The following is a 13,758-nucleotide window of genomic DNA, read 5'->3' as shown; positions in this document are numbered from 1 at the left end:
TCGTCGGCGAGAAGCCTTCAGCGATTATAGGTCATCGATCTCGAGCGCCCCGTCGGCGCGGGGAACGCCCAGGTGGCGGTAGGCCGAGGGCATCGCGACGCGGCCGCGCGGCGACCGGCCCACGAACCCGATGCGGACGAGGTACGGCTCGACGACCGACTCGATCGTCTCCGCTTCCTCCCCGACCGTGACCGCGAGGGTGTTGAGCCCGACGGGCCCACCGCCGAATCGGCGCACGAGTGCGTCGAGCACGGCACGGTCGAGCCGATCGAGGCCGATAGCGTCGACGTCGTACAGCTCGAGCGCGGCCGCGACATCCGCCTCCGTCGCACCCGCCGCCGTGTCACCGTGCACCACGACGAAGTCTCGGACGCGGCGCAGCAGGCGGTTCGCGATGCGCGGTGTGCCGCGGGAGCGGCGCGCGATCTCAGCCCGTGCGACGGCCGGGACGTCGACGGCGAGGACGCTCGCGGACCGCTGGATCACGCGTTCGAGCTCCTCCGGCTCGTAGTACTCCATGTGCGCGGTGAACCCGAACCGGTCGCGAAGCGGGTTGGGCAGGAGGCCCGACCGGGTCGTTGCGCCGACGAGGGTGAACGGGGCCAGCTCGAGAGGGATGCTGGTGGCACCGGCACCCTTGCCGACCATGATGTCGATGCGGAAGTCCTCCATCGCGAGGTACAGCATCTCCTCCGCCGAGCGCGCCATACGGTGGATCTCGTCGATGAAGAGCACCTCGCCGGGCACGAGGCTCGACAGCAGCGCCGCGAGATCGCCCGCGTGCTGGATCGCCGGGCCGCTCGACATCCGCAGCGGCCGGCCGCTCTCGTGGGCGACGATCATCGCGAGCGTCGTCTTCCCGAGACCGGGAGGTCCCGACAGCAGGATGTGGTCGGCTGGACGGTCCTGCATCGCGGCCGCCTGCAGAAGCAGCTCGAGCTGCCCGCGCACCTTCTGCTGTCCGACGAACTCCGCGAGCGAGGTCGGCCGTAGTGCCCCCTCGACGGCCAGTTCGGTCTCGTCGGCGGCGAGCTCGTGCGCGTCAGACACCGGTCTGCTCCGGTCGCGCCGGCCCGAGCTGCGCGAGCGCGAGCTTCAGCAGAGCGGGCACGGTCGCGGGGGCCGCAGCATCCGCCGTGACCTGCGCGACGGCATCCGCGGCCACGCGTTCGCTCCACCCCAGAGCCACGAGCGCTGCGACGACCTGACCCACGAGCGTCCCTCCCCCCGAGGGAGCGGACGCCGGCTGAGCAGACGGCACCGCCTGCAGCTTGCCCGCCAGCTGTACCACGATGAGCTTCGCGGTCTTGGGCCCGATGCCCGACACCCGTCGGAACGGGGCGTCGTCTTCGGCGGTGACCGCCTCGGCGATCTGGGCGACGCTCAGTGCCGACAGCACGCCGAGAGCCGACTTCGGTCCGACACCGGTCACGCCGATGAGCAGCAGGAAGACTCCGAGCTGCTCGCGCGTCTCGAAACCGAACAGCGAGAGCGCGTCTTCGCGGACGACGAGGTTCGTGTGCAGCACGATCTCATCGCCGACGTGGAACGAGCGCGGGATGTCGGGGGTCACGGCGACCGAGAACCCGACCCCGCCGACGTCGATGACGACGCTGTCGGACTCGAGGTGCAGCACGCTGCCGCGCAGGGAGGAGATCATGATCCGAGCCTAGGCGCCGCTTCGCAGGTATGTTCGAGCGACACGCGTCGCTCACCACCGGGTGGGAGCGTCAGCGCCGGGCCAGGCGCTCGGCGTCCGCCCACGCCCGCTGCGCCGGAGTGAGCGCCGCTGTGCCGGACGACGACGCCGGGCCGCCGACACCGCGTCGCCACGCATGGCAGATCGCGAGGGCCAGCGCATCAGCGGCATCCGCGGGCTGGGGCAGCGAGTCCAGGCGCAGCACGCGGGCGACCATCGTCTGCACCTGCAGCTTCTCCGCCGAGCCGTAGCCGGTGATCGCCGCCTTGACCTCGGAGGGCGTGTGGGTCGCGGCATCGAGGCCGCTCTCCGCGGCGACGAGCAGCGCGATGCCGCTCGCCTGCGCCGTCCCCATGACGGTGCTCCGGTTGTGCTGAGCGAAGACCCGCTCGACGGCGACGACGTGAGGCTGGTGCTCTGCGATGACCGCGCGCAGGCCCGCTGCGATCGTCGCGAGCCGCCGCTCGATCGGCAGCTCGACGTCGGATCGGACAACCCCGACATGCACGAGGGCGGCGGATCGATCGCGGGCGACGTCGACGACGCCGACTCCGCATCGGGTGAGCCCGGGATCGACACCGAGCACGCGCAGAGAGGTCACTCCCCCACGCTACGTCTGCCGCAGCCGAGCGGAGCGGCGACAACCCGCGAAACGCGCAGTTCCCGGCATCCGACGCGAAATGGGCTGCGCGGGATGCCGGGAACTGCGAGCGATGCTCGGACTGTTACTCGTCGTCGCTCTCGAGCTCGGCCTGCACCTCGGGGGTGAGGTCGAAGTTCGTGTAGACGTTCTGCACGTCGTCGCTGTCCTCGAGGGCGTCGATGAGACGGAACACCTTGCGGGCGGTGTCGGCGTCGACCTCCACCTTGAGCGAGGGGACGAACTCGACGTCGGCGGAGTCGTACTCGATGCCGGCGTCCTGCAGGGCGCTGCGCACCGACACGAGGTCGGAGGCCTCGGTGATGACGCCGAAGCCGTCGCCGTGCGGCTCGACCTCTTCCGCCCCCGCTTCGAGGACCGCGAGCATGACGTCGTCTTCGGTCGTGCCCTCGGACGGGACGACGATGACGCCTTTGCGGCTGAAGTTGTAAGCGACGCTGCCCGGGTCGGCCAGCGTTCCGCCGTTACGGCTGAGAGCGGTGCGGACTTCGGCCGCGGCGCGGTTCTTGTTGTCGGTCAGACACTCGATGAGGAACGCGACGCCGTTCGGTCCGTAGCCCTCGTACATGATCGAGGAGTACTCGACGGCCTCGCCGCCGATACCGGCGCCGCGCTTGATCGCGCGGTCGATGTTGTCTTTCGGGACCGAGGTCTTCTTGGCCTTCAGGACGGCGTCGAAGAGCGTGGGGTTGCCCTGCAGATCGGGGCCGCCGAGCTTGGCAGCGACCTCGATGTTCTTGATGAGCTTGGCCCACGACTTGGCACGGCGCGCGTCGACGACGGCTTTCTTGTGCTTGGTCGTGGCCCATTTGGAGTGACCGGACATGCGCTCGATCTTACCGGGCGGATGCGCTCGCCTCGCGGACGTGCGCGAGGAACCTCTCGTGGAAGCGGCGCTCGCCCGAGACCTCCGGGTGGAACGCCGTCGCGAGCAGACGGCCCTGCTCGACCGCGACGACCCCGCCATCCGGCAGGGTCGCGAGCGACCGCACCCGCGGCCCGAGCTCGGTGACGAGCGGCGCTCGGATGAACGCCGCGTGGACGGGCGCGTCCCAGCCCGCGACGGCGAGCGCCGTCTCGAACGATTCGGTCTGCCCGCCGAAGGCGTTCCGTCGCACGGTCACGTCGAGCCCGCCGAAAGTCTCCTGACCCGCGATCGCCCCGTCGAGGCGGTCGGCGAGCAGGATGAGCCCGGCGCAGGTGCCGTAGACGGGGAGGCCCGCGGCGATCGCGTCGCGGATGGGCTGCTGCATCCCGAACGCGCGTGCCAGCTTGTCGATGACGCTCGACTCACCGCCCGGCAGGACGAGACCGTCTACCGCCGCCAGGTCGCCGGGACGACGGACGAGGGATGCCGTCGCGCCGAGCTCCGTGAGCACGCGCAGGTGTTCGCGGACGTCTCCCTGCAGGGCGAGGACTCCGACGCGCGGCGGCATCCCTTCGTCCACCGACTCACCAGCCGCGATCGGCGAGACGGTGCGGGGCAGGCAGATCGGAGACGTTGATGCCGACCATCGCCTCGCCGAGTCCGCGCGAGGCCTCGGCGACGACGGCGGCGTCATCGTGGAAGGTGGTCGCCTTCACGATGGCCGCGGCACGGCGAGCGGGGTCGCCCGACTTGAAGATGCCGGAACCCACGAAGACGCCGTCCGCGCCGAGCTGCATCATCATCGCGGCGTCGGCAGGGGTGGCGACACCGCCCGCGGTGAAGAGCACGACCGGCAGGGTGCCGGTGGCTGCGACCTCGGCGACGAGGTCGTACGGCGCCTGGAGCTCCTTCGCCGCGACGTACAGCTCGTCGGGGCTCTTCGCCTGCAGAGCACGGATCTCGGCGGTGATCGTGCGGATGTGGCGCGTCGCCTCCGAGACGTCGCCCGTGCCGGCCTCGCCCTTGGAGCGGATCATCGCGGCCCCCTCCGTGATGCGACGCAGAGCCTCGCCGAGGTTTGTGGCACCGCACACGAACGGGACGGTGAAGCCCCACTTGTCGATGTGGTGCGTGTAGTCGGCCGGCGACAGCACTTCGGACTCGTCGATGTAGTCCACACCGAGCTCCTGGAGCACGCGCGCTTCGACGAAGTGCCCGATGCGCGCCTTCGCCATCACGGGGATCGACACCGACGCGATGATCTCGTCGATCAGGTCGGGGTCGCTCATGCGCGCCACCCCGCCCTGGGCGCGGATGTCGGCGGGGACGCGCTCGAGCGCCATGACGGCCACGGCGCCGGCATCCTCCGCGACCCGTGCCTGATCGGCGGTGACGACGTCCATGATGACGCCGCCCTTCAGCATCTCTGCGAGGCCGCGCTTGACGCGCGATGATCCGGTGACGGTCTGGTCGTTCGACACGATGGGGCTCCGATCCGGCCGTCTTCTCGGGATGCAGTTCGGCCTAGGCCAAAAAGTAGCATGGCATCCGACATAAGATCGTCCCGATGACTTCCCGTGACACGATCACCGGACACACGGCGGGTGAGATCGCCGACAGCGTCCGGATGCTGCTCGAGCGAGGCGCCCTGCGCGCGGACGACGCGCTGCCACCGGTGCGCGCCCTGGCGGAGCAGCTCGGCGTCAACCGGAACACCGTGGTCGCCGCCTACCGGCTCCTCGCGCAGGCCGGCGTCGTCGTGGCCCGCGGCCGCGGCGGAACGCGAATCGCCGAGGTCTCCCCCGTCGCCGCCGAGGGCGTGGCCGCCGACACGGTGCTGCGCGACGTCGGGTCCGGAAATCCGGATCCTGCTCTCATCCCCGATCCGCGCGGCGTGCTCGGCCGAGTCGCCGGACGCCCCGTCCTGTACGGCGAGCCGGTCATCGACGCCGGTCTCGCAGCCTGGGCCAGGAACTGGTTCGCCGCTGACACGGCAGCGGATGCCGACATCCACCTCACCGTCACCGGTGGCGCCGTCGACGCCGTCGAGCGCCTCCTGGCGCAGGCTCTCACCCGCGACGACGCGGTTGCCCTCGAAGACCCGTGCTTCCTCGCGAGCATCCACACGGTGCGCCTCGCCGGCTACCGCGCGATCCCGGTGCCCGTCGACAACGAGGGCATGACGGTCGATGGACTGCGAGCAGCCCTGGATGCGGGCGCCCGCGCTGTCGTCATCACCCCGCGAGCGCAGAATCCCACCGGTGCGAGCCTGTCGGCCGAGCGCGCGGCAGCCCTGCGCGCGGTACTGGCCGATCATCCGTTCGTCCTCGTCATCGAGGACGATCACTTCTCCCTCCTGTCGACCCAGCCGTACCGCTCGGTCATCGGCGACCAGCACGAACGCTGGGCACGGGTGCGCTCGGTGTCGAAGTTCCTCGGACCGGACATGTGCCTCGCGGTCACGGCATCCGACCCCACGACCGCGGAACGCCTGGCCCTGCGCCTCGGCTCGGGCACCACATGGGTCAGCCACCTGCTGCAGCGCCTTACACACGCTCTCGTCTCGGACGACACCGCCGCCGGCACGATCGCCGCCGCTCGGGCTCACTACGCCGACCGCAACAGCGCCTTCGCAGCCGAGCTGACGCGCGCGGGCCTCCCCTGCGCACCCGGTGACGGACTCAGTCTCTGGGTCGAGGTACCCGGCACCGCCCGCTCCGTCGCCGACGCCCTGATGCGCCGGGGCTGGCTCGCGCGCACCGGCGACGAATTCCGGCTGGCCGACGATGCACCCTCGCGCCACCTGCGGCTGACCGTGCACGACCTGAACGACGCCGACGCCGCACTGCTCACGCGCGACCTCGTCGCATCCGCCCTCCCCTCTCGAAAGGCATGACCCCATGAAGGTGCTCTCGATCCAGTCGGCCGTCGCATACGGACACGTCGGCAACTCCGCCGCGGTGTTCCCGCTGCAGCGCATCGGCGTGGAGGTCATGCCGGTCTACACGGTGAACTTCTCCAACCACACCGGGTACGGCGCCTGGGGTGGCCCGATGATCAGCCCGGACGACGTCCGCGCCGTCATCGCGGGTGTCGAGGATCGCGGCGCCTTCCCGCAGATCGACGTCGTCCTGTCGGGCTACCAGGGGGGCGAGGGCATCGCCGACGTCATCCTCGAGACCGTCGCGCGTGTCAAGGCCGCGAACCCGGATGCGGTGTACGCGTGCGACCCCGTCATGGGCAACGCGAAGTCCGGGTGCTTCGTGGCGCCCGCGATCCCGATCCTGCTCCGCGAGCGCGTCGTGCCGGCCGCAGACATCATCACCCCGAACCAGTTCGAGCTCGGCTTCCTGACCGAGACCGAGCCGACCGATCTCGACTCGACTCTCGCATCCGTCGACGCCGCCCGCGCGATGGGTCCGCGCACCGTGCTCGTGACGAGCGTCGAGCGCCCGGACCGACCCGAAGGCACGATCGAGATGCTCGCCGCGGACGACGCCGGGGCTTGGATCGTCCGCACGCCCCACATTCCCATGAAGGCGAACGGATCCGGCGATGTGACGGCGGCCCTGTTCACCGCTCACTACCGCAGCACCGGCTCCGCAGCCGAGGCGCTGGCGCGCACGACCTCGAGCGTGTTCGACCTGCTCACGCGTACGCACGAGTCGGGCGAGCGCGAACTCCAGCTCGTCGAGAGCCAGGAGGCCTACGCGCACCCGCGGATGCAGTTCACGGTCGAGCAGGTGCGCTGACCGGCGTCACTACTGTCCGCCGGACTCCGTCCACGCCTGCTCCCACTGCGGAGCGTCGTCCGGGCAGAGGAACCGCGTGCCGAAGACCATGATGCTCACGGCGCCCTCGCGCGACGCGTCGTCGACGGCGAGGCTCTGGATGAGCGGCGACGACGTGACGTGCATCTGGAACACGTTCTCGTCGACCTGGTGCCCGTTGAGGATGGAGGTCTCGCACGCGTCCAGGGCAAGGGCGAGCGTCACGGTCTCGGCCTGCTCGGACCACTGTCCGCCGTTCGCCTCGAGGTGCGCGCGCTGCTGTGCGACGAGCTCCTGCTGCGCGGGCGTCTTCGCGGTCAGCGTGGGCTGTCCCACCGGCTGCTGCTGCTCCGCGATGAAGGCGTCGCGCTCGGCGAGAGCGTCGCCCGCGTCGGGGGTCGCAGCCGAGCTCTCCTCCTGCGCGGACGCCGTCGGAGCCGGAGTCGGAGTCCCCTCCGAAGAGCCCGCATCACTCGCGGGCGTGCACCCCGCCAGGGCGACCACGCCCAGGACGGCCAGTGCGGCGAGGGTCGCGGTACGGGGACGGGCGGTGATCGACATGGTACCTCCTCAGGGAGCGCTCAGGTTATCGTCCCCGCGGCGCCCCACGGCGGGGCTTGCGCTCGGGGTCGAGCACGAGGAAGGACTGGTCAGTCGGTCGGCCAGGCGCCCGCGACCGCTTCGCGGACCTCGCCGAGCAGCTGCGGGAGTGCCTTCGTCTTCGCGATGATCGGGAAGAAGTTCGCGTCGGTCGCCCACCGGGGCACGACGTGCTGGTGCAGGTGCCCGTCGACGCCGGCGCCCGCGACCGCGCCCTGATTCATTCCGAGGTTGAAACCGTCGCACCGCGACACCTCCCGCAGCACGCGCATGGCCGTCTGCGTCAGCGCGCCGATCTCGGCCACCTCCTCAGCGGTCGCGAGGTCGTACGTCGGGATGTGCCGGTACGGGCACACCAGCAGGTGACCCGAGTTGTACGGGAAGAGGTTCAGCAGCACGTAGGCGGTGCGCCCCCGCGCGACGATGAGGCCGTCGGCATCCGACTTGCCGGGCGCCGCACAGAAGGGGCACTCGTCGCGCAGCGGCTCGGGACCGGCCTGGATGTACGCCATCCGGTGCGGAGTCCACAGCCGCTGGAACTCGTCGGGCACCCCGGCCAGGTGCGCGGCGTCCTCGACCGGGCGCGGGGTGTCCGACGAGCCGGTCACGCGAGCTGTCCCGCAGCGTCCAGGTGCTCCGCCGTGTCGACGAGCGTGCGGTTCGCGATGGCCGCCAGGATGCGCTCGACGGCTTCGTCCACGGCGACGCCGTTGGTCTGCGATCCGTCGCGGAAGCGGAACGAGACCGTGCCTCCGGCGCGGTCCTGTTCGCCCGCGATGAGCTGCAGCGGAACCTTCTGCGTGGTGTGGGTGCGGATCTTCTTCTGCATCCGGTCATCGGAGCGGTCGAGCTCGGCACGGACGCCGGCCTTGCGCAGACGCGAGACGATCTCCTGCAGGTACGGCGCGTAGTCGTCGGCGACGGGGATGCCGACGACCTGCACGGGCGCGAGCCAGACCGGGAAGGCACCCGCGTAGTGCTCGAGCAGGATCGCGAAGAAGCGCTCGATCGACCCGAACAGAGCACGGTGGATCATCACCGGGCGGTGCTTCTCGCCGTCAGGGCCGGTGTACTCGAGTTCGAAACGCTCGGGCTGATTGAAATCGAGCTGGATGGTTGACATCTGCCAGGTGCGGCCGATCGCATCGCGGGCCTGCACCGAGATCTTCGGGCCGTAGAACGCCGCGCCGCCGGGATCCGGAACGAGCTCGAGACCCGACCCCTCGGCAACACGCCGGAGCGTCTCGGTCGCCTGCTGCCAGAGGGAGTCGTCGCCGATGAACTTCGGGTTGCCCTCCTCCTTCGTCGACAGCTCGAGGTAGAAGTCGTTGAGTCCGTAGTCGCGCAGAGTCTGCAGCACGAACTCGAGGCTCCGCACGAGCTCGTCCTCGACCTGGTCGGGGGTGACGTAGATGTGAGTGTCGTCCTGGGTCATGCCGCGCACGCGGGTGAGCCCGGACAGCGTGCCGCTCTTCTCGTAGCGGTAGACAGACCCGAACTCGCTGAGCCGCAGCGGCAGCTCGCGGTAGCTGCGTCCGCGCGAGCGGAAGATCAGGTTGTGGAACGGGCAGTTCATCGGCTTGAGGTAGTACTCCTGCCCCTGCCGCGTCACGTTGCCCTCGGCGTCGACGGTCTCATCGAGCTTCATGGGCGGGTACATGCCGTCGGCATACCACTGCAGGTGGCCGCTCGTCATGAACAGATCGCCCTTGGTGATGTGCGGCGTGTTCACGACCTCGTAGTCGTTCGCGAGCAGCTGCTCGCGCATGTAGCGCTCGATCTCGTAGCGGATGATGCCGCCCTTGGGGTGGAACACCGATAGGCCGGGGCCGATCTCGTCGGGGAACGAGAACAGGTCGAGCTCGACGCCGAGCTTGCGGTGATCGCGGCGGGCCGCCTCGGCGAGGCGTTCCTGGTACGCGCGCAGTTCGTCCTTCGACGGCCAGGCGGTGCCGTAGATGCGCTGCAGCTGCGGGTTCTTCTCGCTGCCGCGCCAGTAGGCGGCCGCCACCCGGGTCAGGTCCCAGCCGTTGCCGACCATACGGGTGCCGGGCACGTGCGGTCCGCGGCAGAGATCCTTCCAGGCGGTCTCCCCGTCGCGGGTGACGTTGTCGTAGATCGTCAGCTCACCGGCGCCGATCTCGGCCGACGCCCCCTCTGCCGCGTCAGCGCCCGACCCGGGGCCGCCGGCGAGGTCTACGAGCTCGAGCTTGAAGGGCTCGTCGGCGAGCTCGGCGCGCGCCTCGTCAGCGGTGACGACCCGGCGGACGAACCGCTGGTTCTCGCGGACGATGCGCTCCATCTCCTTCTTGATCGACTTGAGGTCCTCCGGAGTGAAGGGCTCATCGACGCCGAAGTCGTAGTAGAAGCCGTCCTCGATGGGCGGTCCGATTCCGAGGTTCGACTGCGGCCGGATGCGCTGCACGGCCTGGGCCAGCACGTGCGCCGTCGAGTGGCGGAGGATCGCGAGACCGTCGGGGCTCGATACGGTCACCGGCTCGACGGCATCCGTCTCGGCGACGACCGTCGCGAGGTCCTTCAGATCGCCGTTGACGCGCAGAGCGACGACGGAGCGGTCGGGGAAGAGGGCGAAGCCGTCGGCGGGGTACGACACGTCCGACGGGGAAACGACGTCAGTCAAGGGAACATCTCCAGATGGGTGGCTCGGATCAAGGCTACTCAGCTTCGGACGCTCGCCGCGTCCCGCCCGCTCAGGCCGAGAGCGTTCGGCCGGCGGCGACGAAGCGGGTGAGCACACGGGCTCCGATCCGGCGTCGTTCCATGCGTCGATCCTACTCGTGAGCGTCGTCGACTTCAGAGCGGGCCCCGAGGGCCCATGATGGATGCCGTGAAGCTCGCCATCGCCGGAGCCGCACTGCTGCTCGTGGCGGCGGGCGCGGTGGTCTCCGGCGTGCTGCCCCCGGACGATCTCGTCGGGATCGCCGAGCGTGTCGCCCCGATCCTCGCTTTCGTGGTCGCCGTCACGATCGTGGCGGAGCTGGCGGCGAAGGCCGGCGTGTTCGACGTCGCGGCCGGCCGGCTCGCCCGCGCCTCCCGGGGCCGGACCATTGTGCTCTGGCTCCTCGTCGTGGCGCTCGCCGTCCTCGCCACGGCCTTCCTCTCGCTCGACACGACCGCGGTGCTGCTCACCCCGGTCGTCGTCGCCGTCGCACGCGCCAACGGACTGCCGCCGCTGCCCTTCGCCTTCACAACGGTGTGGCTCGCGAACACCGCTTCGCTCGTGCTCCCCGTGTCGAACCTGACCAACCTGCTGGCCCTCAGCCGGCTGCCCGAGGGCGGCCCCCTGGCGTTCCTCGCGCTGATGGGGCCGTCTGCAGCCGTCGCGATCCTCGTGACGGTCGCGCTGCTGTTCGCCGTCCACCGGCGCTCGCTCGTCGGGCGCTTCGAGCCCGCGCCTGTGCCGCGCGTCACCGACCGGATGCAGCTGGTCGTGGCATCCGTCGTCGTCCTCGCACTCATGCCGGCCCTCGTCAGCGGGCTGGAGCCGTGGATCCCGGCGACGGTCGCCGCGATTCTGCTCATCGGACTCTTCGCATGGCGATCGCCCCGCGGGCTCTCCGCGCGCCTCGTCCCGTGGCAGCTGCTCGTGTTCGCGGCGGGACTGTTCACCGCCATGGCGGCGCTCGAGTCCCTCGGCTCCGCAACGGTGGTGTCGCTGGTCGCCGGAGAGGCCGGCGGGCCGTTCGAGCTGTGGCGCATGGCGGGCACCGCCCTCGTCGCGGCGAACACCGTCGACAACCTGCCCGCGTACCTGCTGCTCGAGTCGGCGGCGGGAACCCCGGAGCGTCTCGGCGCGCTGCTCGTCGGTGTCAATGCGGGACCGCTCATCACCCCGTGGGCGTCGCTCGCGACGCTGCTCTGGCACGAGCGGCTGCACGCGGTGGGTGTCGACGTCCCCTGGCGGCGCTTCATCCTCTGGGGCCTCGTTGCGGCACCGCTCGTCGTCGGCTTGTCGGTCCTGCCGCTCGCGCTGCGCTGAGCCTCACCTCGCCCGGCCGTAGCCACTAGAGGCGTCGAGGCTCACGTCAGGGTGAGGTCGACCTGGATCTCACCCGCGAGACGCTCGAGGTCCGCCACGATGTCGGCGGCGTCGAACTCCGCGGGCAGGCGGACCACGAGAGTCGCCTCGAACAGCGTGCCGCCCGCCATCGGAGCGTCGAGGGTGCGGCTGGTCAGCGCGTCGATGCTCAGCGCGTGGGCGCCGATCGCGTCGCTCACCTCGCGCACGATTCCGGGACGATCGTTGCCGAGCACCGTGAAACGCAGCACTTGCCCGCTCGCGACGACTGGCGTCAACGGCTGGTGTGTCGTGATGCGCAGCAAGCCGTCCAGACGCTCGAGCGCCTCGACGAGGCCGGCCTCGCGATCGGCGGGCACCTCCACCAGCACGATCCCCGCGAAGGCGCCGGCGAGCTCCGCGAGTTCGCTGCGCTCCCAGTTGCCGCCGTGCGCGGCGACGGTGTCGGCGAGCGTGCGGACAAGTCCGACCCGGTCGTCTCCGACGACGGTGAGCACGAGCTGAGTCATGGCGCCGAGCCTAACCGGCGGAGAACTCCGGCGCAGCGGAGACCCAGGTCACCGACCCGCGAACGACAAAACCCCCGGCAGAACCGGGGGTTTCTCGGTGCGCGATACTGGGATCGAACCAGTGACCTCTTCCGTGTCAGGGAAGCGCGCTACCGCTGCGCCAATCGCGCCTATACAGGCTGTTCAGTTATGAGGCGAGGTGGCGACGGGATTCGAACCCGTGTAAACGGCTTTGCAGGCCGGTGCCTAGCCGCTCGGCCACGCCACCGTGTGTGGTTCTGACCCACGTGCCGGATCTCCCTGACGGGAGATCCTCGCACTCGAGCGGATGACGAGATTCGAACTCGCGACCCTCACCTTGGCAAGGTGATGCGCTACCACTGCGCTACATCCGCATTTCGTTCCGGATCGCTCCGGCACTTGTTAAACATTAGCCGACGATCGCACGAGTGCAAAACCGGCGTCGCCCCGCGCGTGTCTCGCCGCCGCGTTCGGGAACCGTCGCGGCATCCGGTATGCTCGTGTCTCGGCCCTCACGGGCCAGATGGGCGATTGGCGCAGTTGGTTAGCGCGCTTCCTTCACACGGAAGAGGTCGTGGGTTCGAGTCCCGCATCGCCCACCACCCCGCCCCGGCTCTCACAGCCGGGGCGTTTTTCGTTGGGCGTGCACTCTGCGGGCGGCGAGGACGCACCAAGGCCGCGAGCACGCACCGAACACCATGCGTCCTCGCGTCAGCGGTGCGTTCTCTCCGCGCTCGACATCGCCCGCGGGAGCCGGGTCAGACGGCGCCGGAGACGCCGAGGAGCGAGCCCACCGTGAAGGTCGCGATCAGCGCGAGTGCCCCTCCGACGACGACCCGGATGACGGGGCGAAGCGGCGGACTGTCGCCGAGACGCGCGCTCAGGTAGCCGGTGAGAGCGAGAGCGATGAGGACCGCGACGAAAGTGACGGGAACCCGGATGCCGGCGGGCGGCAGGAGGATCGCGAGGAGCGGCAGCAGCGCGCCGATGGTGAAGGCGAGCGCACTCGCTCCGGCCGCCGACCACGGACTGACGACCTCGTCCTCGGTCAGCCCCAGCTCGGCCTCGAGGTGCGCGGCGACCACATCGTGCTCGGTCAGTTCCTCCGCCACCCGTCGCGCGGTCTCGGGCGAGAGCCCGCGCTGCTCGTAGAGCCCCGCCAGCTCTATGAGCTCCGCCTCGGGGTCCTCGGCGAGCTCGCGGCGCTCCTTGGTGATCATCGCCCGCTGACTGTCGCTCTGACTGCTGACCGAGACGTACTCGCCGAGCGCCATGGAGATCGCGCCGCCCACGAGGCCCGCGACGCCGGCGGCGAAGATCGGTGCGGCACCCGTCGTCGCCCCCGCGACACCGACGACCAGGGCCGCGGTCGACACGATGCCGTCATTCGCGCCCAGGACGCCCGCGCGCAACCAGTTCAGCCGCCCCGACATGGACGACGCGTGCGGCTCCCCCGGGTGCGCCCCCGGGGCCGCCGAGAACGATTCGCTCATGACGCCATGAAACCACCCGTGCGGCGATCACGGCAGGCCCCCATGCGCCGAGGACGCACCGTCTCCGCGAGAGCGCACGCTCCCCGGCACGTCCTCGC

General features: G+C 70.4%; 14 protein-coding genes and 4 tRNA genes. 4 read left to right on the top strand and 14 right to left on the bottom strand.

Features of this window, described 5'->3' with window-relative positions:
• Positions 1–24: 24 nt before the first annotated feature.
• The 6 genes from ruvB to pdxS all read right to left on the bottom strand — a co-directional run bounded on the left by ruvB (position 25) and on the right by pdxS (position 4,652).
• Positions 25–1,050 (bottom strand): Holliday junction branch migration DNA helicase RuvB, encoded by a 1,026-nt coding sequence (gene ruvB, locus P6897_RS06900; RefSeq protein ID WP_112614224.1) that lies wholly within the window; start codon positions 1,048–1,050, stop codon positions 25–27.
• Positions 1,043–1,660: a Holliday junction branch migration protein RuvA gene (gene ruvA, locus P6897_RS06895; protein WP_112614222.1), complete on the bottom strand. Its 618-nt coding sequence runs from the start codon at positions 1,658–1,660 to the stop codon at positions 1,043–1,045. Before ruvA ends, ruvB begins: the two co-directional genes overlap by 8 nt.
• 70 nt (positions 1,661–1,730) lie before the next feature.
• Complete coding sequence (gene ruvC, locus P6897_RS06890) at positions 1,731–2,300, bottom strand: crossover junction endodeoxyribonuclease RuvC (RefSeq protein WP_258524533.1); 570 nt, start codon at positions 2,298–2,300, stop codon at positions 1,731–1,733.
• Positions 2,301–2,424: 124 nt separating this feature from the next.
• Complete coding sequence (locus P6897_RS06885; RefSeq protein WP_112614218.1) at positions 2,425–3,186, bottom strand: YebC/PmpR family DNA-binding transcriptional regulator; 762 nt, start codon at positions 3,184–3,186, stop codon at positions 2,425–2,427.
• Between the two features lie 10 nt (positions 3,187–3,196).
• A complete protein-coding gene (pdxT, locus tag P6897_RS06880; RefSeq protein WP_282502428.1) occupies positions 3,197–3,796 on the bottom strand; it encodes a pyridoxal 5'-phosphate synthase glutaminase subunit PdxT in 600 nt (199 codons plus the stop codon).
• Positions 3,797–3,812: 16 nt separating this feature from the next.
• A complete protein-coding gene (gene pdxS, locus P6897_RS06875) occupies positions 3,813–4,652 on the bottom strand; it encodes a pyridoxal 5'-phosphate synthase lyase subunit PdxS (protein WP_282502567.1) in 840 nt (279 codons plus the stop codon).
• Between the two features lie 143 nt (positions 4,653–4,795).
• Here pdxS and P6897_RS06870 point away from each other — a divergent pair, with 143 nt between their 5' ends.
• Together P6897_RS06870 and pdxY are read left to right on the top strand one after the other, a co-directional pair.
• Complete coding sequence (locus tag P6897_RS06870) at positions 4,796–6,124, top strand: aminotransferase class I/II-fold pyridoxal phosphate-dependent enzyme (RefSeq protein WP_274177707.1); 1,329 nt, start codon at positions 4,796–4,798, stop codon at positions 6,122–6,124.
• A gap of 4 nt (positions 6,125–6,128) precedes the next feature.
• Positions 6,129–6,980: a pyridoxal kinase PdxY gene (gene pdxY, locus P6897_RS06865; RefSeq protein WP_282502427.1), complete on the top strand. Its 852-nt coding sequence runs from the start codon at positions 6,129–6,131 to the stop codon at positions 6,978–6,980.
• A 9-nt stretch (positions 6,981–6,989) separates the two neighbouring features.
• Here the strand turns inward: pdxY and P6897_RS06860 are convergent, their stop codons facing one another.
• The 3 genes from P6897_RS06860 to thrS all read right to left on the bottom strand — a co-directional run bounded on the left by P6897_RS06860 (position 6,990) and on the right by thrS (position 10,239).
• Positions 6,990–7,559, bottom strand: coding sequence for a hypothetical protein (locus P6897_RS06860; RefSeq protein ID WP_282502425.1), 570 nt, complete (start codon positions 7,557–7,559; stop codon positions 6,990–6,992).
• An 89-nt stretch (positions 7,560–7,648) separates the two neighbouring features.
• Positions 7,649–8,206 (bottom strand): HIT domain-containing protein, encoded by a 558-nt coding sequence (locus P6897_RS06855; RefSeq protein WP_282502424.1) that lies wholly within the window; start codon positions 8,204–8,206, stop codon positions 7,649–7,651.
• On the bottom strand, positions 8,203–10,239 hold the full coding sequence (gene thrS, locus P6897_RS06850; protein WP_274177704.1) for a threonine--tRNA ligase: 2,037 nt from the start codon (positions 10,237–10,239) through the stop codon (positions 8,203–8,205). The genes P6897_RS06855 and thrS overlap by 4 nt, the downstream gene beginning before the upstream one ends.
• A 198-nt stretch (positions 10,240–10,437) precedes the next feature.
• Here thrS and P6897_RS06845 point away from each other — a divergent pair, with 198 nt between their 5' ends.
• Positions 10,438–11,598 (top strand): SLC13 family permease, encoded by a 1,161-nt coding sequence (locus P6897_RS06845; protein WP_282502566.1) that lies wholly within the window; start codon positions 10,438–10,440, stop codon positions 11,596–11,598.
• A gap of 41 nt (positions 11,599–11,639) precedes the next feature.
• On the opposite strand, the gene P6897_RS06840 is transcribed toward P6897_RS06845, so the two are convergent.
• From P6897_RS06840 to P6897_RS06825, 4 genes are all read right to left on the bottom strand, one after another.
• Positions 11,640–12,146 (bottom strand): ACT domain-containing protein, encoded by a 507-nt coding sequence (locus tag P6897_RS06840; protein WP_282502423.1) that lies wholly within the window; start codon positions 12,144–12,146, stop codon positions 11,640–11,642.
• A gap of 98 nt (positions 12,147–12,244) precedes the next feature.
• Positions 12,245–12,316: transfer RNA gene (locus tag P6897_RS06835), tRNA-Val, on the bottom strand.
• Positions 12,317–12,343: 27 nt separating this feature from the next.
• Positions 12,344–12,414: transfer RNA gene (locus P6897_RS06830), tRNA-Cys, on the bottom strand.
• A gap of 55 nt (positions 12,415–12,469) precedes the next feature.
• A tRNA-Gly gene (locus P6897_RS06825) sits at positions 12,470–12,541 on the bottom strand.
• A gap of 151 nt (positions 12,542–12,692) precedes the next feature.
• Between P6897_RS06825 and P6897_RS06820 the strand changes: the two genes are divergently transcribed.
• Positions 12,693–12,769 (top strand) — tRNA-Val (locus P6897_RS06820).
• A gap of 156 nt (positions 12,770–12,925) precedes the next feature.
• Here the strand turns inward: P6897_RS06820 and P6897_RS06815 are convergent.
• Entirely contained in the window at positions 12,926–13,660 is a 735-nt protein-coding gene (locus tag P6897_RS06815; RefSeq protein WP_274177701.1) for a VIT family protein, read from the bottom strand.
• Positions 13,661–13,758: the final 98 nt, after the last annotated feature.

Origin of the sequence: Microbacterium sp. BDGP8 (genome assembly GCF_029991045.1) — a bacterium.
In the GTDB taxonomy this organism is placed as follows: Bacteria; Actinomycetota; Actinomycetes; order Actinomycetales; family Microbacteriaceae; genus Microbacterium; species Microbacterium plantarum.
The sequence above is the reverse complement of the archived record's forward strand: the minus strand, read 5'-3'. Positions and strand labels throughout refer to the sequence as shown.

Bases quoted from the DNA above. Each gene is read 5' to 3' on its own strand.
- ruvA (WP_112614222.1), bottom strand. From the start codon at position 1,660: ATGATCTCCTCCCTGCGCGGCAGCGTGCTGCACCTCGAGTCCGACAGC.
- P6897_RS06885 (WP_112614218.1), bottom strand. From the start codon at position 3,186: ATGTCCGGTCACTCCAAATGGGCCACGACCAAGCACAAGAAAGCCGTC.
- pdxT (WP_282502428.1), bottom strand. From the start codon at position 3,796: ATGCCGCCGCGCGTCGGAGTCCTCGCCCTGCAGGGAGACGTCCGCGAA.
- pdxS (WP_282502567.1), bottom strand. From the start codon at position 4,652: ATGCTGAAGGGCGGCGTCATCATGGACGTCGTCACCGCCGATCAGGCA.
- P6897_RS06870 (WP_274177707.1), top strand. From the start codon at position 4,796: ATGACTTCCCGTGACACGATCACCGGACACACGGCGGGTGAGATCGCC.
- pdxY (WP_282502427.1), top strand. From the start codon at position 6,129: ATGAAGGTGCTCTCGATCCAGTCGGCCGTCGCATACGGACACGTCGGC.
- P6897_RS06860 (WP_282502425.1), bottom strand. From the start codon at position 7,559: ATGTCGATCACCGCCCGTCCCCGTACCGCGACCCTCGCCGCACTGGCC.
- P6897_RS06845 (WP_282502566.1), top strand. From the start codon at position 10,438: ATGGATGCCGTGAAGCTCGCCATCGCCGGAGCCGCACTGCTGCTCGTG.
- P6897_RS06840 (WP_282502423.1), bottom strand. From the start codon at position 12,146: ATGACTCAGCTCGTGCTCACCGTCGTCGGAGACGACCGGGTCGGACTT.
- P6897_RS06815 (WP_274177701.1), bottom strand. From the start codon at position 13,660: ATGAGCGAATCGTTCTCGGCGGCCCCGGGGGCGCACCCGGGGGAGCCG.